Origin of the sequence: Brevundimonas sp. 'scallop', assembly GCF_011045535.1 — a bacterium.
Classification (GTDB): domain Bacteria; phylum Pseudomonadota; class Alphaproteobacteria; order Caulobacterales; family Caulobacteraceae; genus Brevundimonas; species Brevundimonas vesicularis.
On sequence record NZ_CP039382.1, the window covers coordinates 978,786 to 993,326 of the forward strand.

The window sequence follows — 14,541 nt, forward strand, 5'->3', positions numbered from 1 at the left end:
CATGGTCATCCGTATTGGTTTCGGCTGGGCCGGTCCCCGCGGCGCTACAGCGTTCGCTGGAAGAAGCGGACGATCTCGCGATTGAGATCCTTGTGAAAATCAGCGCGGTCGAAGTGTGGCGTCGGCGTGCAGATCTGCGGCGCCTCGGTCGCCAGGGCCGGCGAGCAGGGCGGCAGGAAGTCGTAATGACCTGCGCCTTCGACGCGGTGGTACTCGGGCGCGGCGCCCAGCCGATCGCGGATCGGCTCTACATTATAGGGCGCGGGCAGAATGTCGTCGGCGCCCGCCTGCCACAGCTGAACCGGAATGCGCACGGCGGCGAGGCTGTCGGACGTGAAGGAGAAACCCAGGGCCGGGGCGGCGATGACGGCGGCCTTGATCCGGTCGTCCTTCGCACGCGGACGCCAGGTCGACAGGTCGATCCCCATCGCGTCCAGCAGGCGGCAGGCGAAGAAACCGGGATGGGCCTGGCAATGGTCGCCGATGGCCGCCGCGTCCGAGACCCCGCCAATGGCCGAGGTGACCGTGAAGCCGCCCGCCGAGAAGCCAAAGGCGCCGATGCGGTTCGGATCGATGGCGACGCCGCCCGGCCGCGCGGACCAGTCGCCGGTCATATAGTCGATCAGGCGGCTGAGCTGGGGCGCGCGATTGGTCAGTTGGGTGGAGCGGCTCATGTCGCGATAGTTGTCGCCGGGATGGGTCAGGGCGGCGACCACAAAGCCGGCGTCGGCCAGGGCTCTGGCGGTGTCGGCATGGCTGCGCAAACCGCCGCCGTTGCCGTGCGAGATGACGACCAGAGGCGCGGGCCGGCCATCGGCGCGGCGGCTCGGCAGCCAGACCCCGGCCTCGACCGCGCCGTCCGGTCCGCCGGGAAAGGTGAAGACCTGGTCGGGCGCCTGCGGGTCGGTCTGGGCGCGCGCCGGGCCTCGGGCTTGTGGCGCGGTCGCCTGCACGGGCGATGCGGCGCCGGCCAGAAGAATCAGGGCCAGGCTGAGGCCGGCGATCAGGTTTTGGGGCGGCGAGCGATGGGTCATGTCGGTTTCCTTTGGTCGAGACGGGCCAGGGTTCTGGCCGACGGCGAGCAAGCGCCAGTCGCATTTCGCCAATGGGCGAACGGTTGCGTGGACGGGCGAAGGGTTCGACGATAGTGGGCTGACGAGGGAAGGGACGATGACGCAGAACGCCGCTGACAGACTGAATACGCCGCGCGCCTGGGCCGTCGATCTGGCGGCCTGCGCGCTGACGGGGGCGGTGTTGGGCGCGGTCGGTCCCTTCGGCAGCTTCTTCAACGATGGGCTGGCGGTGCGGATCGGCTATTGGACGGCGGTTCTGGTGATCAGCGGCGCGGTGTTCGGCGCTGCGATCCGCTGGGCCTGGCCCAGGATGCGCCGCAGACGCGTGTCCATGCGGTTCTGGCTGCCCATGCTGATCGCCGTCGCCAGCGGGCCGACCGCCTTGATCAGCCGGATCATCGCCGTGATCCTGTGGCCCGGCATTCGCCAACGTGTCGGCTGGGTCGAATGGTATGGACAGGCCCTGCTGATCGGGGCCGTCTATGTGGCGCTCTACGCCCTGTTGCGGATGCGGACGTCCGATGCGGCGACGCGAGCAGGTGAAGGCGATCCGGGTTTTGCGCGCACCCTGCCTACGGGGTTGGGGCGTGACCTGATCTGCCTGCAAATGGAAGACCATTATGTACGCGTGCATACGACGCGGGGGTCGCAGCTTGTTCTGATGTCGCTGTCGCAGGCCGTCTCGGCGTTGAAGGGCGTAGAGGGGCTTCAGACCCATCGCTCGTGGTGGGTGGCGCGCGCGGCCATCGTCGGGGTCGTCGAGGACGGCCGTAACCTGCGCCTGGCCCTGACCGGTGGTCTGACGGCGCCGGTGTCGCGCGCGCGGGTGGCCAATCTGCGGGCCGCCGGCTGGCTTTAGGTCAAGGGTTCTGACGGTCGTTCGCAGAAATCATCGCGCGTCACCCCTTGCGTGGGCCGGCAAGGCCTTATCTGTTGTGCGCCAGCATTCGAGGAGACCTTTTCCATGACCGACTTCAGCTATGATGCGTCCCGCCACCTGAAGAAGGGCCGGGGCAAGGTCTATGACTCGATCGTCGACACCATCGGCGACACCCCCATCGTGCGGCTGCCGCGTCTGTCGGCGGAATACGATACGAAGGCGACGGTGCTGGCCAAGCTGGAGTTCTTCAACCCGATCGCCTCGGTCAAGGACCGGATCGGCGTGGCCATGGTCGAGGCGTTGCAGGAGGCTGGCAAGATCGATCAGGACACGGTGCTGATCGAGCCGACCAGCGGCAACACCGGCATCGCCCTGGCCTTTGTGGCGGCGGCCAAGGGGCTGAAGCTGACGCTTTGCATGCCCGAAAGCATGTCGATCGAGCGGCGCAAGATGCTGGCGCTTCTCGGCGCGCGGCTTGAGCTGACGCCGGCCGAAAAGGGTATGAAGGGCGCGATCGCGCGGGCGCAGGAACTGCTGGAGACCACGCCGAACTCCGTCAGCCCGTCGCAGTTCGAGAACCTGGCCAATCCCGCCATTCACCGCGTCACGACGGCCGAAGAAATCTGGAACGACACGGCCGGTGCGGTGGACATCGTCGTCGCCGGCGTCGGCACCGGCGGCACCATCTCGGGCGTGGGCCAGGCGCTGAAGGCCAAGAAGGCGTCGGTGCAGTTCATCGCCGTCGAGCCCGAGGCCTCTCCGGTGTTGTCCGGCGGCGCGCCCGGCCCGCACAAAATCCAGGGCATCGGCGCTGGCTTCGTGCCCGCCATCTATGATCCGTCGGTGGTCGATGGGGTCGAGCAGGTGTCCAACGACGACAGTTTCGACATGGCCAGAAAGGCCGCGCGGGTCGAGGGCATCCCCGTCGGCATCAGCTCGGGTGCGGCCCTGACCGCCGCCTTCCGCATCGCCGCGCGCGAGGAGAATGCCGGCAAGACCATCGTGGTGATCATCCCGTCCTTCGCCGAACGCTATCTGTCGACCGCGCTTTTCGAAGGGCTTTGAAGGGAGCATGATTCACGCTTTTTGACGCCGCCGCCGCACGGCTTCGTCAAAAAACGATCACGCTCCAAGCGGAGCCTTTAGGCCGTTCGCGTGTTCGATAACGGACGCGCGTGCGGCTCCGCTTGGGATGAGGGACGGCGCGCGGCGGATCAACAACGCCGGAGCGTTTTATGCCTGTCGCCGCCCTTCGCCTGATCGCCGTCGCCGGGGTCTCGGCCCTGGCGCTCGCCGCCTGTTCCAACAATGACGACAAGGCGGCGGTCGATCCGTCGATGTCGCCCGAGCAACAGGCCGCAGCCGCCGCCAACACCCCCGTCACCGCCCAGCCGCGCCAGATCCGCAATGTGCCGGTGGATGTGCAGGGCGTGACCGATGTGGGCGCCACGGTTCGGGTCAAGAACGTCGATCTGGCCGAGGACGCGACCATCCTGGACGTCAGCATCTCGTTCGCCAGCGACATGACGAACAATGTGCAGATGGCGACCAACGCCACCTATATCGAACTGCCCAACGGCCAGAAGCTGCGACTGAAGCCGCCCGAGGGCAATCCGAACATGAATATCGTCAAGGGCGATACCATGAACGGCCGCCTGGTCTTCATGGGCGCGGTGCCGGCCGGGGTGAACCAGATTTCAGTCGTATTTAACGAGGGCTCGACGTCGGACAGCATCATCGGTCCGTTCCTGCGCATGACCATTCCGCTGACGGCCCAGGCTGCCCAGAACGCGACGAGCGGAGCGGCCGGATGACGGGACGACACGCGCCCGCCATGGCGGCGGCGCTGTTGGCCGCGGGTCTGACGCCCTGCGTCGCCTCGGCCCTGACGGTGCGGCTGATGAGCGGCAGCGCCATCGGCCTGCGCTCAACCTTCGAAAAGGACATGGCCGCGCCCCGGTCCACCTTCGCCAAGTCGGGGCCGGACAGCGCGCTGGAAAGCGTGTTCGTCTCGTCCGAGGTCGCGCCCGAACGGGTCGAGACGACCCGCAGCCTGCTGAGCGAGCTGAACGCGCGGCGCACCGACGGGGTGATCGTGATCGACCTGCCGGCCGATGTTCTGTTCGACTTCGACAAGGCGACGATCCGGGCGGACGCCGAGCCGGCCCTGACGCGGGCGGCGGAACTGCTGAAAAGCTATCCGCAGGCCCAGGTCAGCATCGGCGGCCATACCGACGCCAAGGGCGACGACGCCTATAACGAGGGCCTGTCGCTGCGCCGCGCGCGGGCGGTGGCGGCGCGGCTGCAACGCGAGGCCGGGCGCACCTTGGGCGCCGAGGGCTTTGGCGAGCGGAGGCCCGTTGCCCCCAACGTCAAGCCGGACGGCTCGGACGATCCCGACGGGCGTCAGAAGAACCGCCGCGTCGAGATCCGCATCACGCCGCGCGCGGGAGGCTGAGCATGGCCTTGATCCCTTGCCCCGCCTGCGGGCGTCAGGTGTCTGAGGCGGCGGTCGCCTGTCCCAACTGCGGCCATCCGATCGCGGGCGACGCGGCGCCGCCGTCGGGCACGTTCAAGGAGGCCCTGACGCGGCCCGATGCGGTCAAGAGCGGGATCACCGTCCTGGGCGTCTTCGTCGCCGCGCCGTGGATCGCGCGGGTGCTGGCGGTCATCGCTTTCGTGATCCTGGCCATCGTGGTGGTAGTCAACAAGAGCTGATCCGGCTCACGCCCGGTTAACCGCTCGCTTCTAAAGTGGGGGGATGGGCGATCTGGCAGCCATGATCGGGGAAGAGGCGACGCCGCCGCCGCTGCGTGCGCGCCGGGCGCTGCTGAAGCGTCTGGCCGACGTCGTGTCCCTGCCCGCCAGCCGCATCAACGCCTTTGAGCGGGCGGTGACGGGCGACCTGCTGGTCGAGATGCTGCGGCTGGCCTCGCACGATGAGCGCAAACGCGTGGCGGCGCGTCTGGCGCCGTTGGCCGAACTGCCCAACAGCGTGGCGCGCATCCTGTTGCGCGACGATCCGGACATCGCCGGATTGCTGATCGAACAATGCGCCTCCCTGAGCGATGCGGATATCGTCGGCTGTGCGCGCGACGCCAGTTTCGAACACCGGATGCTGCTGGCGGTGCGCCGGGGCCTGTCGGAGATCGTGACCGAGACCCTGTTCTCCTTCGGCGAGATGGAGGTGATCGAGGCGGTGCTGCGCAATACGACCGCGCGCCTGTCGCAGCTGGGCATCGAGACGGTGGTGGGCCTGAGCCGCCAGTCGCCGAGCCTGTGCAGCCCCTTGCTGAAGCGGTCCGAGCTGAGGCCGTCAGGCGCCTATGTCATGTTCTGGTGGTGCGCGCCCGAGGATCGCCGCACCATCCTGCAACGGTTCGCCGTATCGCGCGAAGTCATGCAGGAGGCGTCCGAGGACGTCTTCGCCATCGCCAATGACGAAAGCTGGTCCGATCCTGTCGCGCGCAAGGCGCTTCAGTTCATCGAGCGCCGTCAGCGCAATCGCGCGGCCATCGAAAAGAGCCCGTTCGACAATCTTGAACACGCCGTCATGGTCGCCGCCAGCGATGGCCTGACGCGCGAGACGGCGTCCGAGATCGCCTTCCTGGCGGGGATCAAGCCGCTGACGGGGGCCAAGCTGCTGGGCGATCCTGGCGGCGAGCCGCTGGCGATCCTGTGCAAGGCGACGGGGATGTCGCGCGTCGATCTGACCAATCTGTGGCGCTCGATGCGGCGGCCCGAGACGACAGCGGACGGCAAGATCCATCCCGACTGGGAGCGCGTGCAGATCACCTATGAAATGCTGGCCGTCGATCGCGCCCAGACGGTGCTGCGTTACTGGAACTGGTCTTTGTCGTCGGCCCTGACGCCCACGCTGTTGCGCGCCATTCGCGACGGCGAGGATGACGCCGTCGATGAATATTCGGCGCCGGAGCGGGCGGCGATGATGGTGCTGGCCGAAGACTTCGGCCGATAGGTCTGATCACTAAAGTCGAATGCATAGACGTGCATATCGCACCGCTTATACGCGTGTTTGCTTTCGCGGCGAAACAACCCTATGACGCTATTGGGGTCGTTCGGTTGGAGAATCAGCCGAACTCAATAAATCAGGAAAGCGAAGCCGATAATGGAAGATAAGCCCGAACTGCTGGAGATGACCGCAGACATCGTGTCGGCCTATGTCGGCAATAACTCGGTCTCGGCAGAGGCCCTGCCTGCGCTTATCGCCAATATTCACGCCGCCCTATCGGGTGTGTCGAACGGTCCGGTCGAGGCCGAACCTGAACCCAAGGAACCGGCGGTGCCGATCCGCAAGTCGATCGCGCCCGATTTCCTGATCTGCCTGGAAGACGGCCGCAAGTTCAAGTCGTTGAAGCGCCACCTGCGCACCAAATACGACATGAGCCCCGAAGAATACCGCACCAAATGGGGTCTGCCGAAAGACTATCCGATGGTCGCTCCGAACTACGCCAAGGCGCGTTCGGAACTGGCCAAGTCGATGGGCCTGGGCCAAGGCGGCCGCAAGCCCGCCCGCGCCGCCGGAACCCGCGCGAAGAAATAAGCCGAGGTTTTTCGGTCTGGAGACGCCCGCTTCCATCAGGAGGCGGGCGTTTTTGCTTTGGGGGCGCACGAGCATTCTCCCTCCCCGTACCGGGGAGGGTGGCTGAGGCGCAGCCGAAGGCGGGTGGGGACAACCGGACGACGTCCCACGGACCTGGTCTGTCAAAGGAGTGCGCCCGTGCCCGGGCCGCCCCCACCCGGTCGCTGCGCGACCACCCTCCCCCGCAGGGGGAGGGAGAAATCATTACTGCTTACGCTGCCTGGGCGGTCCGGCGCATGCGCCAGAAGCGCAGGGTGCGCAGCGCCGCGTCGCGGGTCAGTTCGCCGTACATGCGGCCATAGGCGGCGGCCTTGCCCATCGGATTGTCCTCGGCGCCCAGGACGGCGACGGCGTAGGTCAGATAGACGGCGCGGTCCATGTCGGCCGCCTTGCAGACCACTGACAGGGCATCCAGATCCTTGCGCTCGACAATGCCGCGCGCGGTGTGGAAGTCGATGTCGGCCAGCTTGGACAGGGCGATCAGGAAGGGCGTGCGGCCGTTGGAGCGCAGGAAGCGGATCAGGGTCTGGGGCGTCAGCTGGCCGGCGGCCTGAAGCTCATCGATATAGGCCAGGTTCTCAGCATAGTCGGCCGGCAGGGCGCCGTCGTCGGTGGCGACGCGAGTGCGGCCGGCGGCCAGCGCCGCCTCCAGCAGGGCCGGATCCATGCGCGCGTTCTGTTCCAGGATCTGGTGACGCAGCCGCGCCTCGACGACGAAATACATCTCGTTCAGCAGGTCGGCGGGCAGGCTCTGGCGCTCGACCGTGGCGGCGTGCAGGGCCGGATTGGCCTTGGCGCGCTCGATGGCGGTTTCGGAGGCGGCGCGCGACAGCTGGGCGCCGTCGTTGCGCAGCAGGGTGTTCAAGGTGTCGTCGTCGCCGTGCTCGACGATGACGTCGGAAACCGCCTCGGATACCGTCGCGCGGCCTGAGACGGCGCGCAGATGGCCCTGGCTGCGCTTGCGCACGACCTGGATCAGATCCTCGTCGGTCAAGACGGTGGAGGCGCGCAGAACCTGTTCGGCGACCTCGATCTCGTCGTCGGCGAAACGGCGGATCAGGCTGTGGGGGGCGTTGGGGGCCTGGGCGAAACGGGCGGCCAGTTCGGCGCGGACCGCGACCTCCATCTCGGCCGACAACTTGGCCAACACCGTGCCGTAGAGCGCGGTTTCATTGGCGTTCGGCGAAGGCGCGCCGAAGAAGTGGGCCGTCAGTTCGCGCAGCAGCAGACGACGCTTCTCGCTGGACTCCTCGCTGGCCAGGGCGATGAGTTCGGGCAGGCGCGAGCCTTTGATCTCGGCAGGTTCGATCACGGCGCGATCGCTCATGGCAGGTTGTCGGCTTCGGTCTGGGGCACGGCGCGCAGGCTGCCGTTGGCGTTGCGGATCAGGGCAGGCGGACCGTCCGGCTGGGCCAGGTCGCTGGATTGCGGCGTCTGGGCCATCTGGACGGGCAGGGCGTCGAGGTAGGTCTGCTGCGGCGCAGGGATGGCGTCGGGGTGGCGGCCGGCTTGGCGGTGAACCGAATAGTAGCGGGCGCTGTTGTCGCCGGCTGCGGGCGTCGGGGCGGCCTGACCTCTGGCGGCGACGGCGGCGGCGTCCAGCGGCGCGCCGGCCTGGGGCCGTTGCAGGCGATAGATAGGGGCGTCGCGGCGCGGGGCCATCGGGTCGGCGACCGCCGGCTGGGGCGCGGGCTGAACTGCAGTCTGGGGCGCGGGTTGCGGCTCGGCCTGCGCGGCCTGTTGCGGGATGGGCGCCGGCTCGGCCTGCATCTGGGGTTCAGGCTCAGGTTGAGGCGCGGAAGGCTGCGGCTCCGGAACATAGGGCGAGGGCGCGACGCGCGTCGCCGTCGCCTGCGGCGGTGCGGTTTCTACGGGTGCGGCCTCTACGGGTGCACTATGCGCAGGCTCGGCCTGCATCGGGGCACGCTGGGGCATCCAGGCGCTGGCGGGCGTCAGGCCGTTGCTGCGCGGCGTGGAGATCGAGGGGGTGACCGAAGGCGCGGGCGACAGGCGGGCCAGGGGGATGGCGCCGGGCAGGGTGCGATTTGCGGCGGTCACGGTCGGGGCGGGCGCCTCGGCCTGGATGACGGCGGGCGTCGGGGTTGCGCGCGCGGCGACCGCCGGCTTGCCGGGCCAGGACAGGTAGCGCAGGCCCGACGCGTTGGTCGGCGCCTGCTGCGCCACGGCGGCGCCGGCCGCCAGATTGACGGCGGTCAGGACGATCGAAACTGCGAGGGCGCGGCGCACGGCGGCTCTCCGGAGAGGAATTCCAGCGCACACACTAGGGCTCGGACCCTTAATCCCGCGCTAATGTGAAGCCAGGATTCGACAACGACCGCGTGTCAGCCGCGACCGGGCAGATAGTTGTCGGTGAAGGCGTCGCGCCAGTTCAGACCGACCTCGTAAACCCCGGCTTTCGAGGTCACATCGAAGAAGGCTTGCCAACGTTCCTCGGTCAGGGCGCCAAGGCCGTAAAGCGCCGCGTCGCCGCCATCGACGATGGCGTAGTCGCGCAGGCGCTCGCGGGCCTGATCCAGCACAGCCTGGGTCATGTCCGGGTTGTCCTTGCGGATCAGAGCGTCGGCGGCCGAGGCGTCGCCGCGGATATAGTCGCGCCACCCTTCCGCCGAGGCGGCGATGAAGCTGCGCAGCGCCGCCGCATTGTCGCGGGCGAAGGCGTTTGGCGCCAGGACCATGGCGGCGTAGGAGGGATAGCCCTCGTCGGCCAGCAGGAAGACGCGCGGGTCGAAATCGGCCGTCTGTTCGATGGCGTAGGGATCGCTGGTCAGATAGCCCTGCTGCACAGCCCGCGCATTGGCGATGAAGGCGGCGGGGTCATAGGCGAATGGGCGCAGCTGCTCGTCGGTAAAGCCGTATTTGGCTTTCAGCCAGACCCAGAAGGTGCTGATCCCGGCCCCGGACAGCAGGAAGGGTCGGCCGGCCAGATCGGCGATAGTCTCCAGCGCCGCGTCGGGATGGGCCATCAAGACCTGCGGATCCTTCTGGAAGAAGGCGGCGACCGCCTTCACCGGCGCACCGGACGCGACCAGGTTCAGGGGGATGAAGCTGTTGGAGCCCATGCCCAGTTCGACCGCGCCCGAGGCCAGCAGGTGCGGCACGTTCACGCCGGGGCCGCCCTGGACGATCTGGACGTTCAGCCCGCGCTTCTCATAGGCCCCGCTGGCGAGCGCCTGATAGAAGCCGCCCTGTTCGGCCTGGGCGCGCCAGTCGGTGGCGAAACGCAGGCGCACCCGGCCCTGTTCGTCCACCGGCGCCTCGGCCCGCCCGCAGGCCCGAAGCCCGATCGTCCCCGCCGCCACAGCCGCACCGCCCGCGATCAGCGCACGGCGACGGGTCAGCAGGCGATTCCCCAACAAGCTCATGCCCCTGACTTACGGGGCGATAGGGGCCTTGGGAAGGCAGAGCGTCAGTCGGCCGCGTTGTCGGCGCCCCAATTGAGCGAGGGGACGAAGCGTGCGGGCGGACCCGTCAGCTTCGTCCCCTCGCCAAGTCCGGGTTGGACTTGGCCGTTCGGGTCTGGACCTTGGCGTCAGCGCCGTTTCGAGCGAACCCGAAAGGGCGGTCGGCTGTATCCTGTCGCGCTCCTGGTCTTCGGCGTCCCACGGCATTGCGGCCGCGTCGTCCGTCGATCCCGATCCGGTTCTCCTGTCTGCCGTCGATCCGAAGACCGTCGAAGACTGGAGCCTGGATCCCGCCTGTCGCACGTTACGATCCGAAGATCGCCCGAAGCGCCGGGTCGGAGAGCCGGGCCGGTTCGCTGGAGGTCCAGGTCTCCCTGGATTTCCGCTGCCCCGTGTCCCTTGGCCTGTTGACGTTCGGACGAAACCGGCTATGAGGCAAGCGCCCGAACTCGCCCCAGTGTGCACGATTGGCCCGGCGGCGGTGGACAAGCCTGTGAACATCGGTGGACGGATCAAATTCGCGATTGCGGATCAGCGTCTTGTCTTGTCCACAGAAACGCGGCGATAGAGCGCTATGTCCGGCGTCGGACACATTGCGCTGCAACCGTGCGGCGCGCTTTGGGTTCTGTGATCAACGGACAAAAGTCCTTGGGGGAATTCGTTGTCCAACACCGGCTCTGACCACGCCTTGTCTATCGGTATCAATCGCAGCCAGCTGGCCCAGATGTTCGCCCATGCGCCGGGGTTCATGGCGCTGGTCACGGGCCCGGACCATCGGTTCGAGCTGACCAATCCCAACTACCAGAAGGTGATCGGCCACCGCGAGGTGATCGGGCGCACGGTGGGCGAGGTGCTGACCGATGCGGTGGCGCAAGGCTATCTGGATCTGCTGGACCAAGTTTACCGCAGCGGCGAGGCGCACCGGGCCGACAGCGCCCTGTACGCCGTTCAGGCCGAGCCGGGCGGCGAGATCGTGGACCGTTACGTCGATTTCGTCTTCCAGCCGTTGAAGGAGGACGGTCGGGTCTGGGGCGTGTTCATCCAGGGGATGGACGTGTCGGATCGCCACCGGGCGGACCAGGCGCTGGCGTTGAGCGAAGCGCGATACGGCGCCCTGTTCGCGGCGATGGCGACGGGCTTCTGCGTCATCGAGATGAAGTTCGACGCGGCCGATCGACCGGTCGATTACAGGATCGTCGAGGGCAACAAGGCCTTCGAAGAGATGACCGGCCTGGTCGACCCTTACGGCAAATGGGTCAGCGAGATCGCGCCGGGGCTGGAGCAGCACTGGTTCGATCTCTACGGCGGGGTGGCGCGGACGGGCGAGCCGGTCCGTTTCGAGAACCCGGCCGACATCTTCGGTCGCTGGTATGACGTGCAGGCGCTGAGGATCGGCCAGCCGGGCGCTTGGCAGGTCGCGATCCTGTTCAACAACATCACCGAGCGCAAACAGAGCGAGACGCGCCAGAACGCCCTGCTGGAGCTGAACGACGCGATCCGCGACCTGACCGACGCCGGCGACATCGCCCAGGCCTCGGCCGAGGTTCTGGCCCGCACCATGGGCGTCAGCCGGGCGGGATACGGCACGGTGGACACGGTCGCCGAGACGATCACCATCGCGCGCGACTTCAACCAGCCGGGGGTGAGCAGCATCGCCGGCACCCTGGCCTTCCGCGAACACGGCTCCTACATCGAGGACATCAAGCGCGGCGAGACGGTGGCGATCGCCGATGTCGCGCTGGACCCGCGCACCGCCGACACGGCCGACGTGCTGAAGCGGATCAGCGCGGGGTCCTTCGTCAACATGCCGCTGATGGAACAGGGGCGGGTCGTGGCGATGGTCTTCGTCAACAACGCGACGCCGCGCCACTATTCGGACAGCGACCTGCGGCTGATGCGCGAGGTGGCCGAACGGGTTCGCACGGCGACCGAGCGTGCCCGCAGCGAGGCGGCCCTGCGCGACAGCGAGGCCCAGTTCCGGGTCTTCGCCCAGGCCACGCCGATCCAGATCTGGGCCAGCTGGGCGGACGGGTCGCTGTATTGGTTCAACCCCCAGGTCTATGCCTACTCCGGCCTTGCAGAGGGCGCATTGGACGGCACGACCGGGTGGGGCAAGGTCGTTCACCCGGACGACCTGGACTGGGCGTCCGAGCGATGGGTCCAGGCCCTGGCCAGCGGCCAGGTCTATGAGAACGAGTTCCGCATCCGCCGCCACGACGGCGTCTATCGCACCTTCATGGTTCGGGCCGAGCCGGTGCACGACGAAGAGGGGCGGATCCTGCGCTGGGTCGGGTCCAACACCGACATCGAGGACCTGCGCCGCCAGTCGGCCGAATTGGCGCGGTTCAACGAGACGCTGGAAGAACAGGTCGCCGAACGCACCAGCGCCCTGATGCAGGCCGAGGAGGCGCTGCGCCAGAGCCAGAAGATGGAGGCGGTCGGACAGCTGACCGGCGGCATCGCCCACGACTTCAACAATCTGCTCGCCGGCATCAGCGGCAACCTGGAACTGATCACCAACCGCATCGCGCAGGGGCGTCATGCCGAGGTGGAGCGGTTCACGGTGGCGGCGCAGGGGGCGGCGAAACGCGCGGCGGCCCTGACGCACCGGCTGCTGGCCTTCTCGCGGCGTCAGACCCTGGATCCCAAGCCGACCGATCCCAACCGCCTGATCCGCGGGATGGAGGATCTGGTGCGGCGCACGACCGGGCCGGGCATCGAGGTCGAGGTGGTCGCCGGCGCCGGCCTGTGGCCCGTGCTGATCGACGCGCACCAGCTGGAAAACGCGGTGCTGAACCTGTGCATCAATGCGCGCGACGCTATGCCGAGCGGGGGGCGTCTGACCATCGAGACCGCCAATCGCTGGATCGACGCGCGCACGGCCAAGGCCCAGGATCTGGAGCCGGGCCAATATGTCTCCATCTGCGTCAGCGACACCGGCACGGGCATGGCGCCCGAGGTGGCGGCGCGCGCGTTCGAGCCCTTCTTCACCACCAAGCCGCTGGGCGAGGGGACGGGCCTGGGCCTGTCGATGATCTATGGCTTCGTGCGCCAGTCGGGCGGGCAGGTGCGAATCTATTCCGAGGCGGGCGAGGGGGCGATGATCTGCCTGTATCTGCCGCGCCACTTCGGCGAGGTGGACGACGCCGATCTGATCCCCGAGGTCGAACAGGCTCCGCGCGCCCAGGCCGGCGAGACGGTCATGGTCGTGGACGACGAGCCGACGGTACGGATGCTGGTCGCCGAAATCCTGCATGAGCTGGGCTATCAGTGCATCGAGGCGTCCGACGGCGTGGCGGGGCTGAAGCTGCTGCAATCGGGCGCGCGGATCGACCTGCTCGTGACTGATGTGGGTCTGCCGGGCGGGATGAACGGGCGTCAGATGGCGGATGCGGCGCGGATCGATCGGCCGGACCTGAAGGTGCTGTTCATCACCGGCTATGCCGAGAATGCGGTGGTCGGCAACGGGCACCTGGATCCCGGCATGCACGTCATGACCAAGCCGTTCGCCATGGAGGCGCTGGGCAGCCGGATCCGCGAGCTGATCGAGGCGAGCTAAAGCCGGGCGTTCAGCCAGGTGCGGATCGCCTTGCGCGCGCCGCGCGCGGCCGGGCCGCCGAAATGTAGGAAGCCATGCGGGGTCTCGGGCACGCGGATCAGGTCGGCGTCAGAGGCCTCGCCCCAGCGGGTGGCCATCAACAGACTGTCTTCGAACAGAGGGTCCTGTTCGCCGGCGAGGAACAGGGCGGGCGGCAGGCCGGTCAGGTCGGCATACAGCGGCGAGACGTCGGGCTGGCGCAAGGCCGCCTCGTCGCGATCCGGCGCCAGGCGCGCCAGATCGGCCTGCATCGTCGGGCCGTTGAACAGCAGGGTTTCTGGCCCGGCCGAACGCACGCTTTCGGTGCCCGACAGATCGAAAACGCCGTAGGTGAAGACGCAGCCCTTCACCAAATCAATCAGCCCCTGGTCGCGCAGGGCGACGGCGGTCAGGGCGGCCAAATGCCCGCCGGCGGATTCGCCCGCCAGAAACAGGGTCGAGGCGCCCAGTCGATCGACATTCGTGACCGTCCAATAGGCGGCGGCCAGACAGTCGGCGATGGCGGCGTCGATATAGATCTGACGCCGCTCGGACAGCAGGCGATAATCCACCGAGACCACGCAGAAGCCGTGGTGCGCCAGATGGGCGTTCAGCCGGTCGTTCAGCCCGGCGCTGCCCAGCACCCAGCCGCCGCCGTGGATGTCCAGAATGACGGCGCGGGGCGTGCCCGTCGGATGCAGGATGCGCAAAGGAACGGGGTGATCGCCGTCCGTCTGGATGATCTCCACCGTGACGCCGCGCTTCCTGAGACGCGGCGTGGTGACCCGCCCGGCGGCCACGTCCAGCCACAGCGACAGCCGCTGGCCCGCATCGATCCGCCAGCCGTCGGTGCGCAGACGGGGCGCGCGGGCGAGGACGGCGTTGATCCGCCGCACCGCCGCCTGCTGGGGCGGGGCGAATTCGACGAGATGGCTGCGCAGGGTCATGAAGCTTGAGTGTGCAGCGGCGGGTTTGGTTTCAAGTCC

At 68.0% G+C, this 14,541-nt stretch carries 13 protein-coding genes; 8 read left to right on the forward strand and 5 right to left on the reverse strand.

The features are described 5' to 3' along the window. Nucleotides 1-44 precede the first annotated feature (44 nt). On the reverse strand, nt 45-1,034 hold the full coding sequence (locus E4341_RS04800) for a dienelactone hydrolase (RefSeq protein WP_165115584.1): 990 nt from the start codon (nt 1,032-1,034) through the stop codon (nt 45-47). Between the two features lie 136 nt (nt 1,035-1,170). On the opposite strand from E4341_RS04800, the gene E4341_RS04805 reads away from it, so the two are divergent. The 7 genes from E4341_RS04805 to E4341_RS04835 all read left to right on the forward strand — a co-directional run bounded on the left by E4341_RS04805 (nt 1,171) and on the right by E4341_RS04835 (nt 6,517). Then, on the forward strand, nt 1,171-1,932 hold the full coding sequence (locus tag E4341_RS04805) for a LytTR family DNA-binding domain-containing protein (RefSeq protein WP_165115586.1): 762 nt from the start codon (nt 1,171-1,173) through the stop codon (nt 1,930-1,932). Between the two features lie 105 nt (nt 1,933-2,037). Further along, on the forward strand, nt 2,038-3,018 hold the full coding sequence (cysK, locus tag E4341_RS04810) for a cysteine synthase A (protein ID WP_066629471.1): 981 nt from the start codon (nt 2,038-2,040) through the stop codon (nt 3,016-3,018). A gap of 170 nt (nt 3,019-3,188) precedes the next feature. Then, on the forward strand, nt 3,189-3,767 hold the full coding sequence (locus tag E4341_RS04815; protein WP_165115588.1) for a hypothetical protein: 579 nt from the start codon (nt 3,189-3,191) through the stop codon (nt 3,765-3,767). Further along, nucleotides 3,764-4,411 (forward strand): OmpA family protein, encoded by a 648-nt coding sequence (locus tag E4341_RS04820; protein ID WP_165115590.1) that lies wholly within the window; start codon nt 3,764-3,766, stop codon nt 4,409-4,411. The genes E4341_RS04815 and E4341_RS04820 overlap by 4 nt, the downstream gene beginning before the upstream one ends. A 2-nt stretch (nt 4,412-4,413) precedes the next feature. Then, nucleotides 4,414-4,671, forward strand: a complete 258-nt coding sequence (locus tag E4341_RS04825) for a zinc ribbon domain-containing protein (protein WP_165115592.1) — start codon at nt 4,414-4,416, stop codon at nt 4,669-4,671. Between the two features lie 43 nt (nt 4,672-4,714). Further along, nucleotides 4,715-5,932 carry a DUF2336 domain-containing protein gene (locus E4341_RS04830; RefSeq protein WP_165115594.1) on the forward strand — a complete coding sequence of 406 codons (1,218 nt, stop codon included), beginning with the start codon at nt 4,715-4,717 and terminating at the stop codon, nt 5,930-5,932. A 150-nt stretch (nt 5,933-6,082) separates the two neighbouring features. Further along, nucleotides 6,083-6,517, forward strand: coding sequence for a MucR family transcriptional regulator (locus E4341_RS04835; protein ID WP_017505833.1), 435 nt, complete (start codon nt 6,083-6,085; stop codon nt 6,515-6,517). 250 nt (nt 6,518-6,767) lie between these two features. On the opposite strand, the gene E4341_RS04840 is transcribed toward E4341_RS04835, so the two are convergent. From E4341_RS04840 to E4341_RS04850, 3 genes are all read right to left on the reverse strand, one after another. Beyond that, nucleotides 6,768-7,883 carry a DUF2336 domain-containing protein gene (locus tag E4341_RS04840; protein ID WP_165115596.1) on the reverse strand — a complete coding sequence of 372 codons (1,116 nt, stop codon included), beginning with the start codon at nt 7,881-7,883 and terminating at the stop codon, nt 6,768-6,770. Then, complete coding sequence (locus E4341_RS04845; RefSeq protein ID WP_165115598.1) at nt 7,880-8,803, reverse strand: hypothetical protein; 924 nt, start codon at nt 8,801-8,803, stop codon at nt 7,880-7,882. Before E4341_RS04845 ends, E4341_RS04840 begins: the two co-directional genes overlap by 4 nt. A gap of 95 nt (nt 8,804-8,898) precedes the next feature. Continuing rightward, nucleotides 8,899-9,939 carry an ABC transporter substrate-binding protein gene (locus E4341_RS04850; protein WP_165115600.1) on the reverse strand — a complete coding sequence of 347 codons (1,041 nt, stop codon included), beginning with the start codon at nt 9,937-9,939 and terminating at the stop codon, nt 8,899-8,901. A gap of 727 nt (nt 9,940-10,666) precedes the next feature. Here E4341_RS04850 and E4341_RS04855 point away from each other — a divergent pair. Beyond that, nucleotides 10,667-13,537, forward strand: a complete 2,871-nt coding sequence (locus E4341_RS04855) for a PAS domain S-box protein (RefSeq protein WP_205751362.1) — start codon at nt 10,667-10,669, stop codon at nt 13,535-13,537. Here the strand turns inward: E4341_RS04855 and E4341_RS04860 are convergent. Beyond that, nucleotides 13,534-14,502 (reverse strand): alpha/beta hydrolase, encoded by a 969-nt coding sequence (locus E4341_RS04860; RefSeq protein WP_165115602.1) that lies wholly within the window; start codon nt 14,500-14,502, stop codon nt 13,534-13,536. The two genes, E4341_RS04855 and E4341_RS04860, sit on opposite strands and share 4 nt — an antisense overlap. Nucleotides 14,503-14,541 lie beyond the last annotated feature (39 nt).

What these genes read in the sequence shown, in the direction of transcription:
- E4341_RS04800 (WP_165115584.1), bottom strand. Translation starts at nt 1,034, where the DNA reads ATGACCCATCGCTCGCCGCCCCAAAACCTGATCGCCGGCCTCAGCCTG.
- E4341_RS04805 (WP_165115586.1), top strand. Translation starts at nt 1,171, where the DNA reads ATGACGCAGAACGCCGCTGACAGACTGAATACGCCGCGCGCCTGGGCC.
- cysK (WP_066629471.1), top strand. Translation starts at nt 2,038, where the DNA reads ATGACCGACTTCAGCTATGATGCGTCCCGCCACCTGAAGAAGGGCCGG.
- E4341_RS04815 (WP_165115588.1), top strand. Translation starts at nt 3,189, where the DNA reads ATGCCTGTCGCCGCCCTTCGCCTGATCGCCGTCGCCGGGGTCTCGGCC.
- E4341_RS04820 (WP_165115590.1), top strand. Translation starts at nt 3,764, where the DNA reads ATGACGGGACGACACGCGCCCGCCATGGCGGCGGCGCTGTTGGCCGCG.
- E4341_RS04825 (WP_165115592.1), top strand. Translation starts at nt 4,414, where the DNA reads ATGGCCTTGATCCCTTGCCCCGCCTGCGGGCGTCAGGTGTCTGAGGCG.
- E4341_RS04830 (WP_165115594.1), top strand. Translation starts at nt 4,715, where the DNA reads ATGGGCGATCTGGCAGCCATGATCGGGGAAGAGGCGACGCCGCCGCCG.
- E4341_RS04835 (WP_017505833.1), top strand. Translation starts at nt 6,083, where the DNA reads ATGGAAGATAAGCCCGAACTGCTGGAGATGACCGCAGACATCGTGTCG.
- E4341_RS04840 (WP_165115596.1), bottom strand. Translation starts at nt 7,883, where the DNA reads ATGAGCGATCGCGCCGTGATCGAACCTGCCGAGATCAAAGGCTCGCGC.
- E4341_RS04850 (WP_165115600.1), bottom strand. Translation starts at nt 9,939, where the DNA reads ATGAGCTTGTTGGGGAATCGCCTGCTGACCCGTCGCCGTGCGCTGATC.
- E4341_RS04860 (WP_165115602.1), bottom strand. Translation starts at nt 14,502, where the DNA reads ATGACCCTGCGCAGCCATCTCGTCGAATTCGCCCCGCCCCAGCAGGCG.